Consider the following 20887-nt stretch of genomic DNA (forward strand, 5'->3'; position numbering starts at 1 on the left):
GCCGCCGGGGCGGGATCATCTGGGCGGGTCGGCACGTCCCGGCAGGTCGACGTGGAGCGCGGCTTTGCCGCCTTCACGCGGGGTACGGGTGGGATCGACGCTCGCGGGCGGGATGAACCAGACGCGGGTGCGGGTGGCCTTGACCTCCCAGCCGTCGTCATGGATGCGATGGTGACAGCGAGTGCAGAGGAGCACCCCGTTGGCGAGGTCCGTCGGACCGGAGTCGAGCTTCCACCAGGCCAGATGGTGCGCGTCGCACCAGGAGACGGGCGCATGGCAGAACGCGCAGCCTCCGTCACGCTCGGCCAAGGCATGCCGTTGGGCGGCGGTGAAGAACCTGAGCGCGTAGCCCACGTCCAAGGGTGCGGACCCTCCTCCCAGCACGATGGGTAGGATGCCGGCGTCGACGGCCAGGCGACGCAGCTCGCCGCCGGAGAACGGTGTCGCGAGAGCATCGCATGTGCCGAACCCCAGCCCCCTGCGCAGCGCTTCCTCGGACACGCGCACCACCACCGTGGTCGAGACTCCTGACCCGGGCTGATCGCAGCGCATCCCGTGGCGGGCCAGGTCCACCAGCGCGTCGACGCGGATCCGTCCGGCCTCACCCGGCTCCGCCGGACCCTCGCCGGCGTCACGCTTCTTGCGGAACTTGTCTGCGACCTGCGCATCGAGCCAGGTGATGATGGGCGCGGCAGAGGCGGGATCGAGCAGGCCAGTGACGGAGACCATCCCGTCGGCGCGTTCGCTGAGGTTGAGGAACCGCTGGGCGCGGCGCTGCCGCTCCTTGGCCTCCCAGTCGACCTGGTTCCAGCGTGCCGTCACGTCCAGGCAGACCTTGCGGAGGTCCGCCAGCGACAGCGCCAGCGCCTTGGCCACCAGCTTCTGCTCGAGCTCCCGCAGGCGCCGCCACTGATCAGCGGCGTCGGAACAGCCCTCATCGATCAGTCCCTCGAGCGTCTCGATCAGGAGGCGGGCCTGAGCCTGCGACAGGTCGCCGGCGGTCACCGCCGCCGCGATCGCCGGCCACCGCACACCGCCGTCAGCGCCGGACCCGTCACCCCCACCCTCGCCGCCGAAGAGTCCACCCGTCACGATCGCGTCCCGCGCCTGACCGGGCGTCCCACCCTGACCCTTCGCGACCATGCGGGTCGCGTTGCGGTGCCCGTGCCGACGCGCCATGCCACCCCCGGGCTCGTCCTCCGACCGGCGGGACACCTCCGCGGCGAGCATCGCCTGCGGCACCGCCGCCAGCCGCACCAGCCGGGCCGAGACCTCCATCGCGCTCGCGAGCTCCGCCTCGGACAGCGTCTGCAGGTCACGCTCCGCGAAGGGCCTGAGCGGCACCAGCCCCTTCGCGACATCCATGACCGAGATCTCCATGGAACCAGTCAAGCACCGCCCTCTGACATCGAAATTCGAGCGTTCTCCCTGGTATGTGGACAAGTTGGCCGAGACAAGGGGCTGTGGACATCGCCACGGAGCCCGCCCACCCCCTAGGCTCTCCCTTGGGTGCGTACCAGGGGGTTCGTGCGCCGCGGGGAGGACACCATGGCAGGCATGACCAAGGCTCAGCTCGAGGCCAGGCTCCTCGAGATGGAGACCGAGAACGCGTCGTTGCGCGCCGCCCTCGACGAGGCGGCGACCACCTCCGCGACCAACGGAGCCCCAGGCGCCCCCACGGCTCACGCGACGCACCCGACCCCCGCATCGTCCCCCGCCAAGCCGCGCCACCGCGGCCGGGCGTTCCTCGCGATCACCCTGATCGTGCTGGGCACGCTCATCGCCCCGCTCGCGACCGTGGTGGGCTTCGCGGCACGCCAGGCGAGCGACTCGGAGGCGTTCGTCCGCACGCTGGCACCGCTCGCCGAGGACCCCGACGTCCAGGCGCTCATCGTCGACCAGGCGGCCGCCGCGATCGACGCGAAGCTCGACACCGACGCACTGGTCGACGAGCTGCTCTCCTCCGTCATCGACGAGCAGTCCACGCCCCGCCTCGCGAACGCCCAGGGCGTCCTGGGCCCGCTGCTCGCGGACCAGGCCCGCGCCGCGACGCGCAGCGCGCTGACGTTCGTCATCGAGTCCGACGCGTTCGCGAAGGTCTGGGAGGAGGCGCTCCGCCTCAGCCACCAGCAGCTGGTCAACGTCCTCGAGGCGGACGCCGACGGCGCCATCTCGATCGACGACGCCGGCCTGGTCGCGATCCAGCTGGGCCCGATCCTCGACGAGCTCAAGCCCGCCCTGGTCGACGCCGGCTTCACGCTCGCGGACTCGATCCCCGAGGTCGACGCGAGCATCACCGTCGCCGAGGTCCCCGCCGTCGCGCAGGCCCGCCTCGCCTACTCCATCCTCACCACGGTGGGCAACGTGCTCCCCTGGGTCGCGGTCATCCTGGTCATCGTGGGTGTGGCCATCCACCCGCGGCGGCCGCGCGCCGTGATCGTCGCGGGGACGCTGCTCCTCATCACGGGTGCGGTGCTCGCGATCGGTATCGCGATCGGCGGCTCCGTCACGGCGGCGCTCATCGCGACCCAGGTCCCCACCGGCGCCACCGCCGCGATCTACGGCGCGCTCACCGGCGAGACCGCCGCCGTCATGCTCGCCTACGCGGTGCTCGGGGCGATCGCGATCATCGCGGGTGTGCTGTCCGGCGGCTCCTCGGGCGCGGGCGCGGCGCGGAGGTCGAGCGCGGGCCTCATCGCGCGCGGCTCGGCGGCCCTCGACGCGCGCGGGTGGCGCCCCGAGGGCGTGCCGACGGTGCTGCGGCGCCTGCCGTGGCTGCTGTGGCTGTGGTGGGGCGCGGTCTTCGTGGTGCTCGCCGCGACGCTCCGGCCGCTCACGGTGTGGGACGTGGTGCTCGGCACCGTGGTCCTCGGCCTGGCGGCCGCCCTCTACCTGGTCCTTCGCGGCCCCGCGGACGATGCGCCGGTCGCCTCCGCGCCCGCGGTGGACGATGCGCCGGTCGCCCCGGCGGCGCCCGTCACGGAGCGTTGAGGAACGAGAACACGTCGTAGATGAGGAACGCCGGCCACACGATGGCCTGCAGCAGCGCGCCCACGTACTCCCAGAAGCTGTCGGCCTGCTGCCAGAACCACACCGCCGATCCGACCATCGCCAGGAAGTAGCCTCCCCCGCCTGCGGCCGCGCCCGCGCCCGTGTTGTTCGCCATGACATCCCCCGATCGCGAGACTCCCCCTGCGTCCCGGTCTAGCAGGGCGCGACGCCGCACGCGAGCGGGAGGCGGCCGCTACGGTGGGCTCAGGCGCACGGATCCAGGGAGGATGCGATGACGGGACCAGGGTGGCGGGCACGGCCGTCGGAGATCCTCCAGGTGCGCGAGGGCTTCGATCTCGGAGGCCTCGACACGGCCGCCACCCCCGGCTTCGACGGCGGCAAGGCGGAAGGCGAGGCCGCGATGGCCCGCCTGGGCGCCCGGCTGTCGGACCTCCAGGAGATGCTGTTCGCGGAGGGCCGCTCAGGCGGTACGCGGTCCGTGCTGCTGGTCCTCCAGGGCATGGACACCTCGGGGAAGGGAGGCATCTCACGGCACGTGCTCGGCATGGTCGACCCGCAGGGGGTGACCGTGCGCTCGTTCGGCGCCCCCACCGCCGAGGAGCTGCGGCACCACTACCTGTGGCGCGTGCGCCGCGCGCTCCCCCGCCCGGGGCACATCGGAGTGTTCGACCGCTCCCACTACGAGGACGTGCTCATCGCTCGCGTCGAACGCCTGGTCGAGGGCGACCCGTGGGAGCGCCGCTACGCGGAGATCAACCGCTTCGAGCGGCACACGGCGGCCGCCGGCATCACCGTGGTGAAGTGCGCGCTGATGATCTCTCCCGACGAGCAGCTCGCCCGCCTGGCCTCGCGCCTCGAACGTCCGGAGAAGTTCTGGAAGTACCACCCGAGCGACCTCGACGCGCGCGAACGCTGGGACGACTACATGCACGCCTACCAGGACGTGTTCGACGCCACCTCGACACCCGCGGCCCCCTGGCACGTGGTGCCCGCCGACCGGAAGTGGTACGCGCGGCTCGCGGTGACGCAGCTGCTGGTCGACACGCTCGAGGACCTGAACCTGGCGTGGCCCCCGGCAAGCTTCGACCTCGATGTCGAGCGAGCGCGCCTCCGCGCCGCGGCGGAGTCGAGCCTCACGGCTTAGCGCGGCTCAGACCGGCCGCGTGTGCTCGAGCGCGGCGTGCGCCATCGACTCGAGCCGTGACAGGGCGCGCAGGTACTTCTTGCGGTAGCCGCCCCGCATCATCTCGGGGGTGAAGACCTCCTGTAGCGACGCACCCGACGCCGTGACCACGGCGTCGCGGTCGTACAGCCGGTCCACCAGCGCGACGAGCCGCAGCGCCTGATTCTGGTCCTCGAGCGGCGTCACGTCGGTGATCGCCAGCGCGGCGATCCCGTCCACGTACGCGCCGTACCGGCTCGGATGCACCTCCACCAGGTCGGCGAGCAGCGCCGGCCACGCGGCGACCGCGCCGCGCGGCGCGGCCGCGACCGCCTCGACGGCCTCCGGTGACGCGGGCGCCGGGAAGTCGAGCGAGCCGCGGTGCCGGTAGTCGGGTCCGTCGATCCGCACGGTGGTGAACACGCGCGCGACGGCCTGGATCTCGCGCTGGAAGTCGTCGGCGGCGAAGCGCCCCTCGCCCAGAGCGTCGGGCAGGGTGTTGGAGGTCGCGGCGACGCAGGTGCCCGCGTCCGTCAGCTCGCGCATGAGGCGCGCCATGATGAGCGTGTCGCCGGGATCATCGAGCTCGAACTCGTCGATGCAGACCACGGAGAACGAGGACAACGCCTCGCGGGCCGCGATGAACCCGAGCGCCCCGACCAGGTTGGTGTACTCGACGAACGTGCCGAACACGGCCTTGCGCGGGCCGAGCGCGTGCGCGAGCGACGCGAGCAGGTGGGTCTTGCCCACCCCGAAGCCGCCGTCGAGGTACAGGCCCACCCCGGGACCGCGCCGGGGCCGGAACCGGCGCAGATGCTCACCCGCGAACTCGCGCACCGCGGCCACCGCGGCGGCCTGCGACGGGTGCGCGGGGTCGGGGCGGTACGTCTCGAAGGAGGCGCGACCGAAGTGGGGCGGCGGCACCAGGCCCGCGATGAGGTCCTCCGGCGCGACCACGGGCCTGCGCCCGACCAGCTCGATGCTCACGGCGCCCAGCCTAGGGGCCCGGGAGACGCGCGGGGCGCGCCGGGAGATCCCGGCGCGCCCCGCATCGTCCCGTCCGCCGTTACGCGGAGATCTCGGTCCGGTCGCCCGACCACTGCGTGTGGAAGGTGCCGTCCATGTCGACGCGCTTGTAGGTGTGCGCGCCGAAGAAGTCGCGCTGACCCTGGATCAGCGCGGCCGGCAGGCGCTCGGCACGCAGCGAGTCGTAGTACGACAGCGACGAGGAGAACGCCGGGGCGGGCACGCCGGTGAGCGCGGCCTGCGCGACCACGCGGCGCCACGCGCCCACACCGTTGGCGATCGCGTCGGAGAAGTACGGGTCCACCAGCAGCGTCGGCAGGTCCGCGTCGCGCTGGAACGCGTCGGTGATGCGGTCGAGGAAGCGGGCCCGGATGATGCACCCGGCGCGCCAGATCTTCGCCATGTCGCCCAGCGTGATGTCCCAGCCGAACTCCTCGGAGGCGGCGCGGATCTGGTCGAAGCCCTGCGCGTACGCGACCACCTTGGACGCGTAGAGCGCGAGGCGGACGTCCTCGATGAAGCCCTCACGGTTGTTGATGTGGAAGTCGCCGGTCGACGCGGTGAGCACGTCGCGCGCCGCGGCACGCTGCGCCACCTGCGAGGAGATCGCGCGGGCGAACGTGGCCTCGGCGATGCCGGTGACGGGGACGCCCAGGTCGAGCGCGGACTTCACGGTCCAGCGGCCGGTGCCCTTCTGGCCCGCCTCGTCCTTGATGACGTCGACGAGCGCCTTGCCGGTCGTGGCGTCGGTCTGACGCAGGACCTCCGCGGTGATCTCGATCAGGAAGGACTCGAGGTCGCCCTGGTTCCACTCGGCGAAGATGTCCGCGATCTCGGCGGGCTCGAGGTCCAGGCCGGTCCGCAGCAGGTCGTACGCCTCGCCGATGAGCTGCATGTCGGCGTACTCGATGCCGTTGTGCACCATCTTGACGAAGTGGCCGGCGCCGTCGGGGCCGATGTGCACGCAGCACGGCGTGCCGTCCTCGGCCTTCGCGGAGATCTTCTCGAGGATCGGGCCGAGCGTCACGTACGACTCGGCGGGGCCGCCGGGCATGATCGACGGGCCGAGCAGCGCGCCCTCCTCACCGCCGGAGACGCCGGAGCCCACGAAGTGGAGGCCCTTGGCGGCGAGGTCCTTCTCGCGGCGCATGGTGTCGGTGTAGAGCGCGTTGCCCGCGTCCACGATGATGTCGCCCTTCTCCAGCAGCCCGGTGAGCTGCTCGATGACGGCGTCGGTGGGGCCGCCGGCCTGCACCATGATCACGACGGTGCGCGGCACCTGCAGCGACGCGACGAACTCCTCGAGCGTCTCCGAGCCGATGAACGTGCCCTCGTCGCCGTGATCGGCGATCAGCGAGCGCATCTTCTCGGGCGAGCGGTTGTGCACCGCCACCGTGAATCCGTTGCGAGCAAAGTTGCGGGCCAGGTTGCGGCCCATGACCGCGAGGCCGGTCACACCGATCTGAGCGAGCGCCATCGTCCATCCTTCAAGGGAGGTTGCCGGGGTACGAAGCCAGCCTAGACGCTCGCATCGAGCGTGGCGTACGCCGGCGGCAGGGGCCCCCGGGCATAGGCTCCGCTTATGGCCAGCGATCTCAGCGAGGCGCCTGCGGACTTCCGCGAGGCGCTCCTGTCGTTGCGCGACGCCCCCACGCACCCGTCCGTGCGCCTCACCGAGGTGCCGGCTCCGCACCGCATCGCCCCGTACGCCGCCGCGATCAGCGGCGAGATCGAGGATCTCGAGGCGTCGGGTCGGTTCGTGATCCTTCACGACCCCGCCGGCCAGGCGGCGTGGGAGGGGACGATGCGCATCGTCGCCCTCGTGAAGGCGTCGGCCGATCCCGAGATCGGCCGCGACGAGCTGTGGGGCGACGTCGCGTGGTCGTGGCTGTCGGAGTCGCTCGCGGGCGCGCCCCACCGCGCGCGCGGCGGTACCGTGACCAAGGTGACCTCGCAGTCTTTCGGTGAGATGGGCGACCGACCGGACGAGGTCAACATCGAGCTACGGGCGTCCTGGACGCCCACCACCACCGATCTGGCCCCGCACATCGCGGCGTGGACGGATCTCATGGCAGCGTGCGCCGGCGTCCCCCCGACGCCGCACGGCGTCCGCACCCTGCCGGGAAGGACCCAGTGACCGAGCCGACCGCCGCATCGTCCATCACGGACGATGCGCCCGCCGCCATCCCGCTCACCGCACCCGCGGACGGCGTGCCCCCCATCATCGACACACCCGAGGCGCTCGCCGAGGCCTGCGCCGCGTTCGCCGCGGGCACCGGCCCGGTGGCGGCCGACGCCGAGCGCGCCTCCGGCTTCCGGTACGGCCAGGGCACCTACCTCGCGCAGTTCAAGCGCGAGGGCGCCGGCATCGCGCTGATCGACACGGCGGCGCTGCCCGACCTGTCGAGCTTCGGCGAGGCGCTCGGCGACGCCGAGTGGATCTTCCATGCCGCGAGCCAGGACCTGCCCGGCATGCGCGACCTCGGCATGACCCCCGCCAAGGTCTTCGACACCGAGCTGGGCGCGCGCCTGCTCGGGTGGCCGCGCGTGGGGTTGGCCGCCGTGGTCGAGCGCGAGCTCGGCTTCGCGCTCGCCAAGGAGCACTCGGCGCAGGACTGGTCCACGCGACCGCTCCCCCACGACTGGCTGGTCTACGCGGCGCTCGACGTCGAGGTGCTGCTCGACCTGCGCGACCGCCTCGCGGGCCACCTTGAGTCCGCGGGCAAGCTCGACTGGGCCGAGCAGGAGTTCGAGGCCGTCCGCCTCGCTCCCCCGCCTGAGCCGCGCGAAGAGCCCTGGCGTCGCACGTCGGGCTCGCACCTGGTGCGCGACCAGCGCGGCCTCGCGATCGTGCGCTCCCTCTGGGAGGCGCGGGACAAGGAGGCGCGCCGCCGCGACGTCTCGCCGGGACGCGTGCTGCGGGACCAGGCGATCGTCGCGGCCGCGCAGGCCAAGCCCGCCACGCTCGACGCGCTCCTCGGGGTGCGCGAGTTCCAGTCCAAGGGCACCAAGCGCCGCGCACCCCAGTGGTACCAGGCCATCGAGGCGGCCATGGCGCTGCCCGACAAGGCCCTGCCGTCGCGCCGCGCGCCCCAGGGCGACGGCCCGCCGCAGCAGCGCATGTGGAAGGACAAGCGCCCGGAGGCGTTCGCCCGCCTGACCGCGGCTCGCGAACGGATCACGACCCTGGTCGAGCGGCTCGAGATCCCCGCCGAGAACCTCCTCCAGCCGGACGCGCTGCGCCGCACGTGCTGGGAGTACGCCGACGGCGGCGAGCCGTGGATCCGCGACTTCCTCGCGGGCCGCGGGGCTCGCGCGTGGCAGATCGACCTGGTCGCGCCGGAGCTCGCCGAGGCGTTCGCCGCCCCTGCCGCGCCCTCGACCGCGGCGACCTCGACGGAGGCCTGAGCCCGCGCATCGTCCCCTCGCCCGCGCGCATCGGCTTCTCCGCGCGCCACGGGGAAGTCGGAGACGGTTTCCGCGGATCCAGGATTCCTGCGGGGAGATCAGCGACGTGAGCTCGGCCTTGGCGCGGCCGCGTCGCTCAGTTCCCCATGGGAACCGCGGATGGTGCGAAACCGTCGCTGGTCTCCCCAGACGGGGCGCGCAGCCGGGCAGCGCGCCAGCCCCGCCCCTCAGTCCTGCTGCAGCGCCGCCAGGGTCTCCGCCGCGATGGCGCTCGGGTCCAGCCCCAGCTCGTCCACCAGCTGCGCACGCGACGCGTGCTGCAGGAACTCGCGCGGGATGCCGTGGTGAGCCCACGCGGCACCCAGCCCGGCGAGCCGCGCGTACTGCGCCCACTCCTCGCCGATGCCCGCGTCGGTGAGCCCGTCCTCGACCGTGACCACCAGCTCCGCACCGGCGACCAGCTCGGCCAGCCCGGACGGCACGGGATGCACCCAGGTCGCCGTCGCGGCGACCGTGTCGATGCCGTCCGCGGCGATCTTCTCCGCCGCCTCGACGGCCGTGCGCGCCATCGATCCGAGGCCCACCACCACCACACGGGGCGCGTCGCCGTGCTCGGCGAGCACGTCCAGCTCCCCGACCGACCGGAGCGCGGGCAGGGGCTCCGCGACCGCGCCCTTGGGGTAGCGCACCACCGTGGGCGCGTCCTCGACGTCGATCGCGTCGCGGAACGCCTGGCGCAGCGTGGCCTCGTCGCGCGGCGCGGCGAGCCGCAGCCCGGGGACGTGACGCAGCAGCGCCATGTCCCACATGCCGTTGTGGCTGGGGCCGTCGTCGCCCGTGAGCCCGGCCCTGTCCAGCATGAACGTCACGCCGGCACGGTGCAGCGCCACGTCCATGAGCAGCTGGTCGAACGCGCGGTTGAGGAACGTCGCGTAGACGGCGACCACCGGGTGCAGGCCCGCGTACGCGAGGCCTGCGGCGCTGGTGACCGCGTGCTGCTCCGCGATGCCCACGTCGATCACGCGCGACGGGTAGGCGTCGGCGAACGGCTGCAGCCCCACGGGCGCCAGCATGGCCGCGGTGATCGCGACCACGTCGGGACGGTCCTCCGCGACCGCGCAGATCTCGTCGGCGAACACGGACGTCCACCCGAAGCGCGACGGCTCGATGGGCAGCCCCGTCTCAGGGTGGATCTTGCCCACCGCGTGGAAGCGGTCGGCGACGTCCTGCTCGGCCGGCGTGTAGCCGCGCCCCTTCTCGGTGAGCACGTGCACGATCACGGGCCCGGCGAAGTCGTGCGCCTGGTGCAGCGCCCGCTCGACGTGGCGCAGGTCGTGCCCGTCGATGGGGCCGATGTACTTGAGCCCCAGGTCGGAGAACACGCCGTCGTCGGTCAGCAGCCCCTTGAGCGCCCGCTTGCCGTGCATGACGGTCTGGTAGGTCCACCCGCGCAGCCGGCCGCGCCCCTGGAACGTGCGCTTGCCCCAGCCCAGGAACTCCTCGTAGCGGCGGTCGACGCGGATGGTGTCGAGCTTGCGCGCGAGCCCGCCGATGGTGGGCGCGTACGAGCGCCCGTTGTCGTTGATGACCACCACGACGCGGTCCTGCGACGCGCCCAGCGAGTTGAGCGCCTCCCATGCCATGCCGCCCGTGAGCGCACCGTCGCCGATCACGGCCACGGTGGACCGCTCCGTCTCGCCACGCAGCGTGTGGCCGCGTGCGATGCCGGCCGCCCAGGACAGCGCGGTGGACGCGTGCGAGTTCTCGACGATGTCGTGCACGCTCTCGTGACGGTCCGGGTAGCCGGACAGGCCGCCGCGGCGGCGCAGCGTGGAGAAGTCGTGGCGTCCCGTGAGCAGCTTGTGCACGTACGACTGGTGGCCCGTGTCGAACACGATCGAGTCGTGCGGCGAGTGGAACACGCGGTGGATGCCGATGGTGAGCTCGACCACGCCCAGGTTCGGGCCCAGATGCCCGCCGGTGCGGGACACGTTGTCGACCAGGAAGTCGCGGATCTCGCCTGAGAGCTCCGCCAGCTCCTCGTAGGTCAGCCCGCGCAGATCACGCGGCGACCCGATGCGCTCCAGCACCCGTTGCTCCTCACTCGTTGTTGACGTTCCACTGTACGGCCTCCCGGTCCCGCCGCCCGGCGCGCCGGGCCCGTGCCGGGGACGATGCGCGGGTCGCCCTCCGTACAAGACGACCGCGGCCCCGCCCGGCTCATGCCGGGCGGGGCCGTCGGGGCCGCGTGCCGCTACGAGACGAGCGAGCGCAGCACGTACTGCAGGATGCCGCCGTTGCGGAAGTAGTCCGCCTCTCCGGGGGTGTCGATGCGGACCACCGCGTCGAACGTGACCGTCGAGCCGTCCGCCTTCGTCGCGGTCACCGGCAGCGACTTCGGGTGCTCACCCGCGGAGAACGCGGCGACGCCCACGATGTCGAACGTCTCGGTGCCGTCCAGGCCGAGCGACGCCGCGGACTCCCCCGCCGGGAACTGCAGCGGCAGCACGCCCATGCCGATGAGGTTCGAGCGGTGGATGCGCTCGAAGCTCTCGGTGATGACCGCGCGGACACCCAGCAGCGAGGTGCCCTTGGCCGCCCAGTCGCGCGAGGAGCCGGAGCCGTACTCCTTGCCCGCGAGCACCACGAGCGGCACTCCGGCCGCCTGGTACGCGACCGAGGCGTCGTAGATGGTGGTCTGCTCGCCGGTGAGGTGGTCGAGCGTGAAGCCGCCCTCCACGCCGTCGAGCAGCAGGTTCTTCAGGCGGATGTTCGCGAACGTGCCGCGGATCATCACCTCGTGGTTGCCGCGACGCGACCCGTACGAGTTGAAATCCTTGCGGTCGACGCCGTGCTCCGCGAGGTAGACGCCCGCGGGGCTGTCCGCCTTGATCGAGCCGGCCGGCGAGATGTGGTCGGTGGTGACCGAGTCGCCGAGCAGCGCGAGGACGCGGGCGCCCGTGATGTCCTCGACCGGCTCGGGCTCCATGCCCATGCCCTCGAAGTACGGGGGCTTGCGCACGTAGGTCGAATCGTCGGCCCACTCGAACGTGGCGCCGGCGGGCGTCGGCAGGTTCTGCCAGCGCGAGTCACCCGCGAACACGTCCGCGTAGTCCTTCTCGAACATCTCCTGCGTGATGGAGGAGCCCACGATCGACTCGACCTCGGCCGGGTCGGGCCAGATGTCGCGCAGGTAGACGTCCTGGCCGTCCGAGCCCGTGCCGAGCGGCTCGTTCTCGAAGTCGTGGTCCATGGTGCCGGCGAGCGCGTACGCGATGACCAGCGGCGGCGACGCGAGGTAGTTCATCTTCACGTCGGGGTTGATGCGACCCTCGAAGTTGCGGTTGCCCGAGAGCACCGAGACGACGGCGAGGTCGTTCTGGTTGACGACGTCCGAGACCTCCTGCGGCAGCGGCCCCGAGTTGCCGATGCACGTGGTGCAGCCGTAGCCCACGAGGTGGAAGCCGAGCGCCTCGAGGTCGGGCCACAGCCCGGCCTTCTCGTAGTAGTCGGTGACCACCTGCGAGCCGGGGGCCATCGAGGTCTTGACCCACGGCTTGGAGCTGAGGCCCTTCTCGTTGGCGTTGCGCGCGAGGAGCGCCGCGGCGAGCATCACCGACGGGTTCGACGTGTTGGTGCACGACGTGATCGACGCGATCACGACGGCGCCGTGGTCGAGCGCGGTCTCGGTGCCGTCCGCGAGCGTGACGGGCACGTGCTTGTGCGGTCGGGTCTTCGTGGCGGTGGACGATGCGTGGGCCGGCTCGGGCGCGTCGCCCGCGTGGGCCTCGGCCGCGATCGGGTCGGAGGCCGGGAAGGTCTCCTCCACCGACTCGTCGAGGCCGTGCAGGTCCTCGTGCTGCGCGTAGTCGAGGATCGAGCGGCTGAACGATGCCTTCGCGTCGGTCAGCTCGATGCGGTCCTGCGGCCGCTTGGGGCCGGCGATCGACGGGACCACGGTCGACAGGTCGAGCTCGAGGTACTCGGAGTACGCGGCCTCGCGCGACGGGTCGTGCCAGAGGCCCTGCTCCTTGCAGTACGCCTCGACGAGCGCGACCTGCTCGGCGCTGCGGCCGGTGAGGCGCAGGTAGTCGATGGTGACCGAGTCGATGGGGAAGATCGCGGCGGTCGAGCCGAACTCGGGGCTCATGTTGCCGATGGTGGCGCGGTTGGCGAGCGGCACCTGGCCCACGCCCTCGCCGTAGAACTCGACGAACTTGCCCACGACGCCCTGCCGGCGCAGCATCTGCGTGATGGTCAGCACCACGTCGGTCGCGGTCGCGCCGGCCGGGATCGCGCCGGTGAGCTTGAAGCCCACCACCTTGGGGATGAGCATCGACACGGGCTGGCCGAGCATCGCGGCCTCGGCCTCGATGCCGCCCACGCCCCAGCCGAGCACGCCCAGGCCGTTGATCATCGTGGTGTGCGAGTCCGTGCCCACGCACGAGTCGGGGTACGCCTGGGTGACGCCGTCCGCGTCCTTGGTCATCACGCCGCGGGCCAGGTACTCGAGGTTGACCTGGTGGACGATCCCGGTGCCCGGCGGCACCACCTTGAAGTTGTCGAACGCGGTCTGGCCCCAGCGGAGGAACTGGTAGCGCTCGCGGTTGCGCTGGTACTCGAGGTCGGTGTTGCGCTCGAGCGCGTCGCCGCGGCCGAAGATGTCGATGACCACGGAGTGGTCGATCACCAGCTCGGCGGGAGCCAGCGGGTTGATGACGTTCGGGTCGCCGCCCAGCTCGCTGACGGCCTCGCGCATGGTCGCGAGGTCCACCACGCAGGGGACGCCGGTGAAGTCCTGCATCACCACGCGCGCGGGGGTGAACTGGATCTCCGTGTCGGGCTCGGCCTGCGGGTCCCATGCGGCGAGGGCGCGCACGTGGTCGGCGGTGATGTTGGCGCCGTCCTCGGTGCGCAGCAGCGCCTCTGCCAGGATCTTCAGCGAGTACGGGAGGGCGTCCAGCCCCGGAACCGCGTCGAGTCGGAAGATCTCGTACTGCTGCGGGCCCACCTGCAGCGTCGACTTGGATCCAAGGGTGTTCGCGCTCATGCGTCTCCTCCGTGTGGGGTCTCCCGGCGATGGGTCTGGGGCCATCCTATCCACCCCGGTACGGCCGCCGTTCCCCCACCCGCGGCGCTATCCGCGCACGAACGTCGCGACCGTCTCCACGTGGTGCGTCATGGGGAACAGGTCGAACGCCTGGGCCTCCTCGAGCGCGTAGCCGTGGTGACCCAGCAGGGCGGTGTCGCGGGCCAGCGCGACCGGGTCGCAGGCCACGTAGACCACCCGCGCGGCGTTGGCGCCCGCGACCGCGTCCAGCGTCTTCGCGCCCGCGCCGGAGCGCGGCGGGTCGAGCACCACCACGTCGGCGGTCACCCCGGTGCCGGACAGGAACGCGCGGGTGTCCCCGTGGACGATGCGGGCGCCGGGGAGCCCGTGGGCGTTGCGGCGCGCGTCGCGGGAGGCGCGTGCGTCGGCCTCGACCGATGTGACGTCCCGGCCGGTCGTGGCGAGCGGCACCGTGAACAGCCCCGCGCCGGCGTACAGGTCCAGCACCCGCTCGCCGTCGCCCACCCGCGACAGCACCGCGTCGACCAGCACCGCGGGCGCGTCGACGTGCACCTGCCAGAAGCCCTCGACGTCCACCTGGTACGTCCACTCCCCGTGCGTGGTCGCGACCGTCTCGCGGACCCGGCGCGGGGCGTTGTCCCGACGGTCGGGTCGGCCGCCCTTCCACGGGACCCCGTCGACCACGAGTCGAGGCGCGTCGCCGCCGGGCGCGACGCCCTGCAGATGGCTGCCGGCGGGGAACCGCGTCGACAGCAGCAGCTCCTCGAGCGCCGGCGCGGCGATCGGCAGCGACGCGAGGGGCCGCAGCTCGCGCGAGCGGTGCAGGTGCATCGAGGCCCGCCCGTCGGGCCCCGCGACCGCGGTCACCCGCGTGCGGTAGCCCAACCCGGCCCGGGCATCGTCCCCCGGGGCCGCGTGGACGTCGCCGGGGAACTCACGGTCGGCGAACCGGACGAAGGCCTCGCGGAGCACGTCGTGCTTCCAGCGCCGCTGCGCGGGCAGCGCGACGTGCGCGAGCTCTCCCCCGCCGATGCCACCGGGGCCGGCCTCCGGCCACGGCGACTCGACGCGGTCGGGCGAGGGGCTGAGGATCTCGACGGCATCGGCACGCCACAGCCGGGCGGCGTCGCCGGCCTCCGTGAGGCGGGCGCGGACCCGCTCCCCCGGCAGCGCGTGCCGGACGAACACCACGCGGCCCTCGTGGCGGGCGACGCAGTGGCCGCCGTGCGCGACGGCGCCGATCTCGAGCTCGATGTCAGCCACGGGTCGACGCCTCCTCGGAGCCGAGCTCCACCCGCGGCAGCTCCTGGGTGAATGCGGCGCCGTCGCCCATGTCGAGGGACGACTGCAGGTGCCACGGCACCGCGGCGACCACGACGCGCGGCACGGACAGCAGGCGGGCGCGGAGGCGCATCGAGGCGCGGTTGTGGAGGAACCTTTCCCACCAGCGGCCCACGATGTACTCGGGCACGTAGATCACCACCATGTCGCGCGGCGACAGCCGGTGGATGGACTTGACGTGGTCGAGCACCGGGCCCACCAGGTCGCGGTACGGCGAGTCGAGGATGACCAGCGGCACGCCGAGGTTGAGCTCGCCCCAGCTGCGTTGCAGGCGCGCCGTCGCGGCCGGGTCGACCTGCACGGCGACGGCCTCGAGGGACGAGTGCCGCGCGGCCTTCGCGTACGCGATGGCGCGCAGCGCGGGGCGGTGGAGCTGTGCGACGAGGACGATGCCGTGCGTCGCGCTGGGCCGCGCGGAGGCGCGGTCGTTGGGCTGGATGGCAAGCTGGCGCGCCACGTCGCCGTAGTGGGAGTGGATGCCCCGCATGAGCAGCACCAGGCCGGCCACGAGCGCGAGGGCGAACCATGCGCCCGCGGCGAAGTTGAACACCGCGATGATGATCCACACGGCCGCGGCCACGATCGCCGCGGCGACGTGGAGCACGCGGGTGCCCTTCATGCGGATCCGCGAGCGTCCGGACGGCTCGAGCGCGATCCGCAGCGACTGGTAGCGGACCATCGCGAACTGGCTCAGCACGATCGCCGCGAACGCGCCGATGAGGTACATGTGCACCAGCTGCTCGAGGCGTGCGCCCGTCACCACCACGATCACCGCGGACGCGACGGCGACCCACAGCACGCCGCCACGGAACACCAGGCGCTCGCTCTGCTGCGCCAGCTGGCGCGGCAGGTACGAGTCGCGCGCCAGGAGCGACGTGAGGCGCGAGAAGCGGCGGAACACGGCGGAGGCCGCGGAGTAGAGGATCGCGACGGCCGGCAGCGCCACCACCCAGACGGGCCACGTCGACTCGAAGATGCGGTCCGTGGTCTGCAGGAGCACCGGACCGGACTGCCAGCCCGAGACGCGGTAGCGCCACACCATGAGCGTGACCGCGAGGAAGCCCGCCGCTCCCGCGAGCACCGCGAGGATCAGGGTGCGGCCGGCACGCTTGGCGCGCGGCTCCGCATGCTGAGGGGCGGAGGACGCGAGGTGCTCGATGCCGGTGAGCATCACCGCACCCGACGCGATCGCGCCGGCGAAGGCGATCGCGGAGGACCAGGTGGGCTCGGTGGGCGCGCTCGGGGCGACCACGTCGGGGCGTGCCGCGCCGAACGCGACGACCAGCCCGATCACCAGCAGGAAACCGAACCACACCACCAGGAGCACGCGCGCCCGCTCCTGGATGCCGCGCAGGTGCGCGAGCGTCATGATGAGGATCGAGGCCACCGCGATCGACGTGTGGCGGTCGCCCAGCCCGGGCACCACGAACGCGACGAACTGGGCGATCGCCGCGACCGAGACCGCGACGGTGAAGACGTAGTCGACCAGCAGCGACGCGCCCGTGATGAGCGACGCGGTGGGGCCGAGCTTGTCGGAGACCAGCCCGTAGTCGCCGCGCTCGTCGGGGCGCTTGCGCACGTTGGAGCGGTAGGCGAAGCCCAGCAGCACCATGATCGCGACCACGGCGAGCGCCATGACGGGAAGGGTCGACTGGACCCCTCCCTTGCGTAGCGCGTCGACCACGGCGTCGGGGGCGTAGGCGACCGTCGACAGCAGGCTCGCGCCGAACACGGGCAGCGCCAGCCGCGTCTTCAGGCCGACCCGCTCGGACCGGCCGGTCGCGATGGGACGCCCGAACACCAGCAGTTTCAGTCGCTCGAGAAACCTCTGCACGTCGCACCATCCTAGGCTCAAGGGGTATACCGTGGGTTGCCGTGCACATCGTGATCATGGGCTGCGGCCGCACGGGAGCGACGTTGGCGACCGAGTTCGAGGCGCGCGGCCACACCGTCGCGGTGATCGATCAGTCGGGAGACGCGTTCCGCAGGCTGCCCCCCACCTTCGAGGGACAGCGCATCACCGGCATCGGCTTCGACCGCGACACGCTGGTCTCGGCGGGGGTCGAGGACGCCTACGCGTTCGCCGCGGTCTCGGACGGCGACAACTCGAACATCCTCGCCGCCCGCGTGGTGCGGGAGACATACGGCATCGACAACGTGGTGGCCCGCATCGCGGACTTCGGCCGCGCCGAGGTGTACCGCCGGCTCGGCATCCCGACCGTGGCGCCCGTGCCGTGGACCGCGGCGCAGATCGTCTCCCGGCTGCTGCCCGGCGGCTCCGACGCGCTCTATCACGACCCGAGCGGCGGGGTGAGCCTCAGCAGGCTCCCCCTCGACTCCGGCTGGGTGGGGCACCGCTACACCGAGCTCGAGCGGCGCGCACGCGCACGCGTCGCGTACCTGGTGCGGTTCGGGGAGGCGCTGCTGCCCGATCCCGAGACGCTGGTCCAGGAGGGCGACGAGGCCTACTTCACCATGGTGCCGGGGACCGGCGCCGACCCGGCCCGCGTGACGGGCCGCTCCCCGGAGGTGTCCAAGTGAAGGTGATGATCGCGGGCGCCGGCTCGGTGGGTCGATCGATCGCGCGCGACCTGCTCGAGCACGGCCACGAGGTGCTGCTCGTCGACTCCAACCCGGCGGCGATGCGCGTCGCCCAGGTGGCGGAGGCCGAGTGGATGCTCGCCGACGTGTGCGAGATGTCCGCCCTGCGCGATGCTCAGGTCGAGACGATGGACGTGGTGGTCGCCGCGACCGGCGACGACAAGGCGAACCTCGTCGTGTCGTTCCTCGCCAAGACCGAGTTCGGCGTGCCGCGCACCGTGGCGCGCGTCAACAACCCGCGCAACGAGTGGATGTACGACGCGCAGTGGGGCGTCGACGTCGCCGTGTCGACGCCGCGCATCATGACCGCCATGGTCGAGGAGGCCGTCGCGATCGGCGACCTCGTGCGCGTGTTCACGTTCCGCCAGTCGGGCGCCGCGCTCGTCGAGGTGACCCTCCCGGCATCGTCCCCCGTGGTCGGGGTGCTGCTGCGCGAGATCCAGTGGCCCGTCGACATCGTCCTCGCGACCATCATCCGCGGCGACCGCACCATCGCGCCGACGCCGGACGACACCCTCGAGGCTCACGACGAGCTGCTGTTCATCGTGTCGTCGGAGGCGGATCCTGAGTCTCTCGAGCAGCTCCTGCGTCGCGGGCCAGCAGCCATACGCCCCACAGCGTGAGGGCGAACAGCGGCACACCCATCGCGAGCTTGACGGTGCCCAGCACCGCCACCTCTCCTGCGAGGTACAGCGGCACCTGCACCGCGAGACGCAGCGCGAACATCGCCGCGAGCACCGCGGAGGCGAGCTGGAAGCGGCGCATCTGCGCGCGGTCGGCGCGCCAGTGCGTGCCCTCGCCGCGGATCAGGCCCATGACGACGCCCACCACGGGCCACCGCACCACCATCGACAGCAGGATGCCGGCGAGGTAGGCGGCGTTGAGCCACAGCCCGGGCGCGAAGTAGCCGGACGCGTCGCCCGAGCGCCACGCCCAGACCGCGCCGATCGCGACCCCGATCGCACCCGACGCCGCCTGCACGGCGGGCGTGCGCTGGATAAGGCGCACGATCACGAGGACCGCCATCACGCCGCCGGCGGCGATGACGGGCACCCGGAAACCGCCCCACAGCAGGTAGGCGGCGACGAACACCACGCCGGGCAGCGACGACTCGACGAACCCGCGCCAGCCGCCCACCGCCTCGTGCAGGTCGAAGGACTCGCCGCCCAGCAGGCGTGCCGCGCGGTTCTCCGCGGCGGGCTGCTCCTCCGTCATGCGCTCGCGAGCAGCTCGTAGCGGGGGTTGTAGAGCCGCGGCAGCGCGTCGGACTCGCACACGCGCCCCTCGAGGCACAGGCGCGTTCCGGGCGTGATGCCAGGCACCCCGCGGCGGCCCATGAACACGGCGTCGATGCGGCCGGTGGCGTCCTCGAGCCTCACGGTGAACGCCGGCGGGGCGTCGGAGGGCTCGACCTGGACCGCGACCACGCGTCCCTGGACACGGACCATCCCGCGGGGCCGTGCCTCCGCGATGGCGACGGTGGCGGCGTCGGTCACAGCGCCGCCCCGGTGGCGACGCCCGTCGAGCCGAAGCCGCCGTCGCCGCGGTGCGAGCCGGGAAGCGACTCGACGGGGACGAAGGCGGCGCGCTCGATGCGCTGGATCACCAGCTGCGCGATGCGGTCGCCCTTCGCGAGGGTCACCGCCTGCGTCGCGTCGGTGTTGAGCAGCGTCACGGCGATCTCGCCGCGGTAGCCCGCGTCGACGGTGCCGGGCGCGTTGACGATGGTCACGCCATGCTTGGCGGCGAGGCCGGAGCGCGGGTGGACGAACGCGGCGTACCCGTCGGGCAGCGCGATCTTGAGGCCGGTGGGCACGGTGGCCCTCTCCCCCGGCTGGAGCGTCACGTCGATGCGGGTGGTGACATCCGCCCCCGCGTCACCCGGGTGGGAGTAACGCGGGAGCGGCACGTCCGGCTCCGTCGTGCTGACGAGGATCTCGAGGTCGGCCATGTCTCAGGCCGCGCACTCCGAGCAGATCGGCTGGTCGTTCTTGAAGGTGGCGAGCTGGCTGCGGTGGTGCACCAGGAAGCAGGACATGCATGTGAACTCGTCCTGCTGCGCCGGCAGCACGCGGACCGAGAGCTCCTCGCCGGACAGGTCCGCGCCCGGGAGCTCGAAGCCCTCCGCAGCCTCGGTCTCGTCCTCGTCGACCACGCCGGAGGTCTTGTCCGCCCGACGAGCCTTGAGCTCCTCGATCGAGTCGGCCGAGATCTCGTCGTCGGTCTTGCGTGGCGCGTCGTAATCCGTTGCCATGCGGCTTGCGTCCCTTCCTCGATGGTTGCGGCTTGTCAATGCCTCACAGGGGCGTTTTGTTCCCGCGCGGCTGACGCATTGTGCACCATTCGGGCGACGAATGCATCTCGTGGCCGCCCGGCGCGGCGCGGTGCCCGGTCAGAAGGGTCGCGCGCCCGCCTCGACGAGCGCGTCGCGCAGCGCGTCCCACGCCTCGGGCATGGCCGCGATGAGCATGTCGGAGTCCGCGGGCCCGCCGTCGGTGCCGGCCACCCGCACGCCCGCCTCGGCGGCGATGAGGGCGCCCGCGGCGAAGTCCCACGGCTGCAGGCCCTGCTCGTAGTAGGCGTCGACCAGTCCGGCCGCGACGTGCACCAGGTCCACCGACGCGGATCCCAGGCGCCGGATGTCCCGCACCTGCGGCAGCAGCCGCGCGACCACCTGGCCCTGCAGCGCGCGCCTCTCCGCCACGTACTGGAAGCCCGTGGCGACAAGCGTGCGGTCCAGGGGCGGCGCATCGTCCCGTCGCAGGGGCGCGCCGTCGCGCCACGCCCCGCCACCGCGCGCGGCCGTCCACAGCACGCCGGACCCGTCCATGACCGCGCCCGCCTCGACCGTCCAGCGGCGCGGCTCGGGTGGGCCGCTCACCGCGGCGACGCACACCGAGTAGTGCGGGATCCCGTACAGGTAGTTGACCGTGCCGTCGATGGGGTCCACCACCCACGTGATGCCCGAGGTGCCCGGGACGTGGTCGCCCTCCTCGCCCAGGACGCCATCCTCGGGTCGCAGCTCCGCGAGACGCTCCCTGATGAGGCGCTCGGCGGCGATGTCCATCTGGGTGACGATGTCGGCGGAGGATGACTTGGTGAGGGCCACGCGTGCGTCGCCCCTGCCCTCCGTGATGAGCCGGCCGGCCTCGGCGGCCAGCGCGGATGCGACGTCGAGCAGCTCTGTCGGCGTGGTCATGACCCTCATCGTAGGCGGCGGGTCGATCCGCGCCGCCCGGGGTGTCGTGCGCCCGGTCCGTCCCGCG

General features: G+C 72.6%; 19 protein-coding genes. 6 read left to right on the forward strand and 13 right to left on the reverse strand.

The genetic code is table 11. The features are described 5' to 3' along the window. Positions 1 to 15: 15 nt before the first annotated feature. Positions 16 to 1380 carry an HNH endonuclease signature motif containing protein gene (locus tag AOM01_RS11415; RefSeq protein ID WP_062293494.1) on the reverse strand — a complete coding sequence of 455 codons (1365 nt, stop codon included), beginning with the start codon at positions 1378 to 1380 and terminating at the stop codon, positions 16 to 18. Between the two features lie 177 nt (positions 1381 to 1557). On the opposite strand from AOM01_RS11415, the gene AOM01_RS11420 reads away from it, so the two are divergent. After that, positions 1558 to 2991, forward strand: coding sequence for a hypothetical protein (locus AOM01_RS11420; protein WP_062293498.1), 1434 nt, complete (start codon positions 1558 to 1560; stop codon positions 2989 to 2991). Here AOM01_RS11420 and AOM01_RS11425 read toward each other — a convergent pair. Beyond that, the gene (locus AOM01_RS11425) at positions 2978 to 3166 is read right to left on the reverse strand and encodes a hypothetical protein (protein ID WP_062293501.1); all 189 of its coding nucleotides are present in this window, start codon (positions 3164 to 3166) and stop codon (positions 2978 to 2980) included. The two genes, AOM01_RS11420 and AOM01_RS11425, sit on opposite strands and share 14 nt — an antisense overlap. A 117-nt stretch (positions 3167 to 3283) precedes the next feature. On the opposite strand from AOM01_RS11425, the gene AOM01_RS11430 reads away from it, so the two are divergent. Further along, positions 3284 to 4156 carry a polyphosphate kinase 2 family protein gene (locus AOM01_RS11430; RefSeq protein WP_062293503.1) on the forward strand — a complete coding sequence of 291 codons (873 nt, stop codon included), beginning with the start codon at positions 3284 to 3286 and terminating at the stop codon, positions 4154 to 4156. 6 nt (positions 4157 to 4162) lie between these two features. Here the strand turns inward: AOM01_RS11430 and zapE are convergent, their stop codons facing one another. Both zapE and gnd read right to left on the reverse strand, forming a co-directional pair. Then, positions 4163 to 5161, reverse strand: a complete 999-nt coding sequence (gene zapE / locus AOM01_RS11435) for a cell division protein ZapE (RefSeq protein WP_228374293.1) — start codon at positions 5159 to 5161, stop codon at positions 4163 to 4165. Between the two features lie 79 nt (positions 5162 to 5240). Beyond that, positions 5241 to 6677, reverse strand: coding sequence for an NADP-dependent phosphogluconate dehydrogenase (gene gnd / locus AOM01_RS11440; protein ID WP_062293509.1), 1437 nt, complete (start codon positions 6675 to 6677; stop codon positions 5241 to 5243). A gap of 105 nt (positions 6678 to 6782) precedes the next feature. Between gnd and AOM01_RS11445 the strand changes: the two genes are divergently transcribed. Together AOM01_RS11445 and AOM01_RS11450 are read left to right on the forward strand one after the other, a co-directional pair. After that, positions 6783 to 7337 carry a DUF3000 domain-containing protein gene (locus tag AOM01_RS11445; RefSeq protein ID WP_062293512.1) on the forward strand — a complete coding sequence of 185 codons (555 nt, stop codon included), beginning with the start codon at positions 6783 to 6785 and terminating at the stop codon, positions 7335 to 7337. Further along, positions 7334 to 8608: an HRDC domain-containing protein gene (locus AOM01_RS11450; protein WP_062293517.1), complete on the forward strand. Its 1275-nt coding sequence runs from the start codon at positions 7334 to 7336 to the stop codon at positions 8606 to 8608. The genes AOM01_RS11445 and AOM01_RS11450 overlap by 4 nt, the downstream gene beginning before the upstream one ends. A gap of 227 nt (positions 8609 to 8835) precedes the next feature. Here AOM01_RS11450 and dxs read toward each other — a convergent pair whose 3' ends face one another. The 4 genes from dxs to AOM01_RS11470 all read right to left on the reverse strand — a co-directional run bounded on the left by dxs (position 8836) and on the right by AOM01_RS11470 (position 16854). Continuing rightward, positions 8836 to 10806, reverse strand: a complete 1971-nt coding sequence (gene dxs, locus AOM01_RS11455) for a 1-deoxy-D-xylulose-5-phosphate synthase (protein ID WP_439645128.1) — start codon at positions 10804 to 10806, stop codon at positions 8836 to 8838. Between the two features lie 56 nt (positions 10807 to 10862). After that, a complete protein-coding gene (gene acnA / locus AOM01_RS11460) occupies positions 10863 to 13658 on the reverse strand; it encodes an aconitate hydratase AcnA (protein ID WP_062293522.1) in 2796 nt (931 codons plus the stop codon). Between the two features lie 87 nt (positions 13659 to 13745). Continuing rightward, the gene (locus AOM01_RS11465; RefSeq protein ID WP_062293525.1) at positions 13746 to 14942 is read right to left on the reverse strand and encodes a class I SAM-dependent RNA methyltransferase; all 1197 of its coding nucleotides are present in this window, start codon (positions 14940 to 14942) and stop codon (positions 13746 to 13748) included. Then, positions 14935 to 16854, reverse strand: coding sequence for an APC family permease (locus tag AOM01_RS11470; RefSeq protein ID WP_169746556.1), 1920 nt, complete (start codon positions 16852 to 16854; stop codon positions 14935 to 14937). The genes AOM01_RS11465 and AOM01_RS11470 overlap by 8 nt, the downstream gene beginning before the upstream one ends. 41 nt (positions 16855 to 16895) lie before the next feature. Here AOM01_RS11470 and AOM01_RS11475 point away from each other — a divergent pair, with 41 nt between their 5' ends. Continuing rightward, the gene (locus AOM01_RS11475) at positions 16896 to 17561 is read left to right on the forward strand and encodes a potassium channel family protein (protein WP_062293531.1); all 666 of its coding nucleotides are present in this window, start codon (positions 16896 to 16898) and stop codon (positions 17559 to 17561) included. After that, positions 17558 to 18244, forward strand: a complete 687-nt coding sequence (locus AOM01_RS11480) for a potassium channel family protein (RefSeq protein WP_062293534.1) — start codon at positions 17558 to 17560, stop codon at positions 18242 to 18244. The genes AOM01_RS11475 and AOM01_RS11480 overlap by 4 nt, the downstream gene beginning before the upstream one ends. On the opposite strand, the gene AOM01_RS11485 is transcribed toward AOM01_RS11480, so the two are convergent. The 5 genes from AOM01_RS11485 to AOM01_RS11505 form a co-directional block, all read right to left on the reverse strand. Next, positions 18162 to 18836, reverse strand: a complete 675-nt coding sequence (locus tag AOM01_RS11485) for a DUF3159 domain-containing protein (RefSeq protein ID WP_082110214.1) — start codon at positions 18834 to 18836, stop codon at positions 18162 to 18164. The two genes, AOM01_RS11480 and AOM01_RS11485, sit on opposite strands and share 83 nt — an antisense overlap. Continuing rightward, positions 18833 to 19117 carry an OB-fold nucleic acid binding domain-containing protein gene (locus AOM01_RS11490; protein ID WP_062293538.1) on the reverse strand — a complete coding sequence of 95 codons (285 nt, stop codon included), beginning with the start codon at positions 19115 to 19117 and terminating at the stop codon, positions 18833 to 18835. Before AOM01_RS11490 ends, AOM01_RS11485 begins: the two co-directional genes overlap by 4 nt. Beyond that, positions 19114 to 19572, reverse strand: coding sequence for a dUTP diphosphatase (gene dut, locus AOM01_RS11495; RefSeq protein ID WP_062293541.1), 459 nt, complete (start codon positions 19570 to 19572; stop codon positions 19114 to 19116). The genes AOM01_RS11490 and dut overlap by 4 nt, the downstream gene beginning before the upstream one ends. A 3-nt stretch (positions 19573 to 19575) precedes the next feature. Continuing rightward, entirely contained in the window at positions 19576 to 19875 is a 300-nt protein-coding gene (locus AOM01_RS11500; RefSeq protein ID WP_062293544.1) for a DUF4193 domain-containing protein, read from the reverse strand. Positions 19876 to 20013: 138 nt separating this feature from the next. Further along, complete coding sequence (locus tag AOM01_RS11505; protein ID WP_062293547.1) at positions 20014 to 20820, reverse strand: inositol monophosphatase family protein; 807 nt, start codon at positions 20818 to 20820, stop codon at positions 20014 to 20016. Positions 20821 to 20887 lie beyond the last annotated feature (67 nt).

Source organism: Demequina phytophila, from assembly GCF_000971135.1.
Taxonomy (GTDB): Bacteria; Actinomycetota; Actinomycetes; order Actinomycetales; family Demequinaceae; genus Demequina; species Demequina phytophila.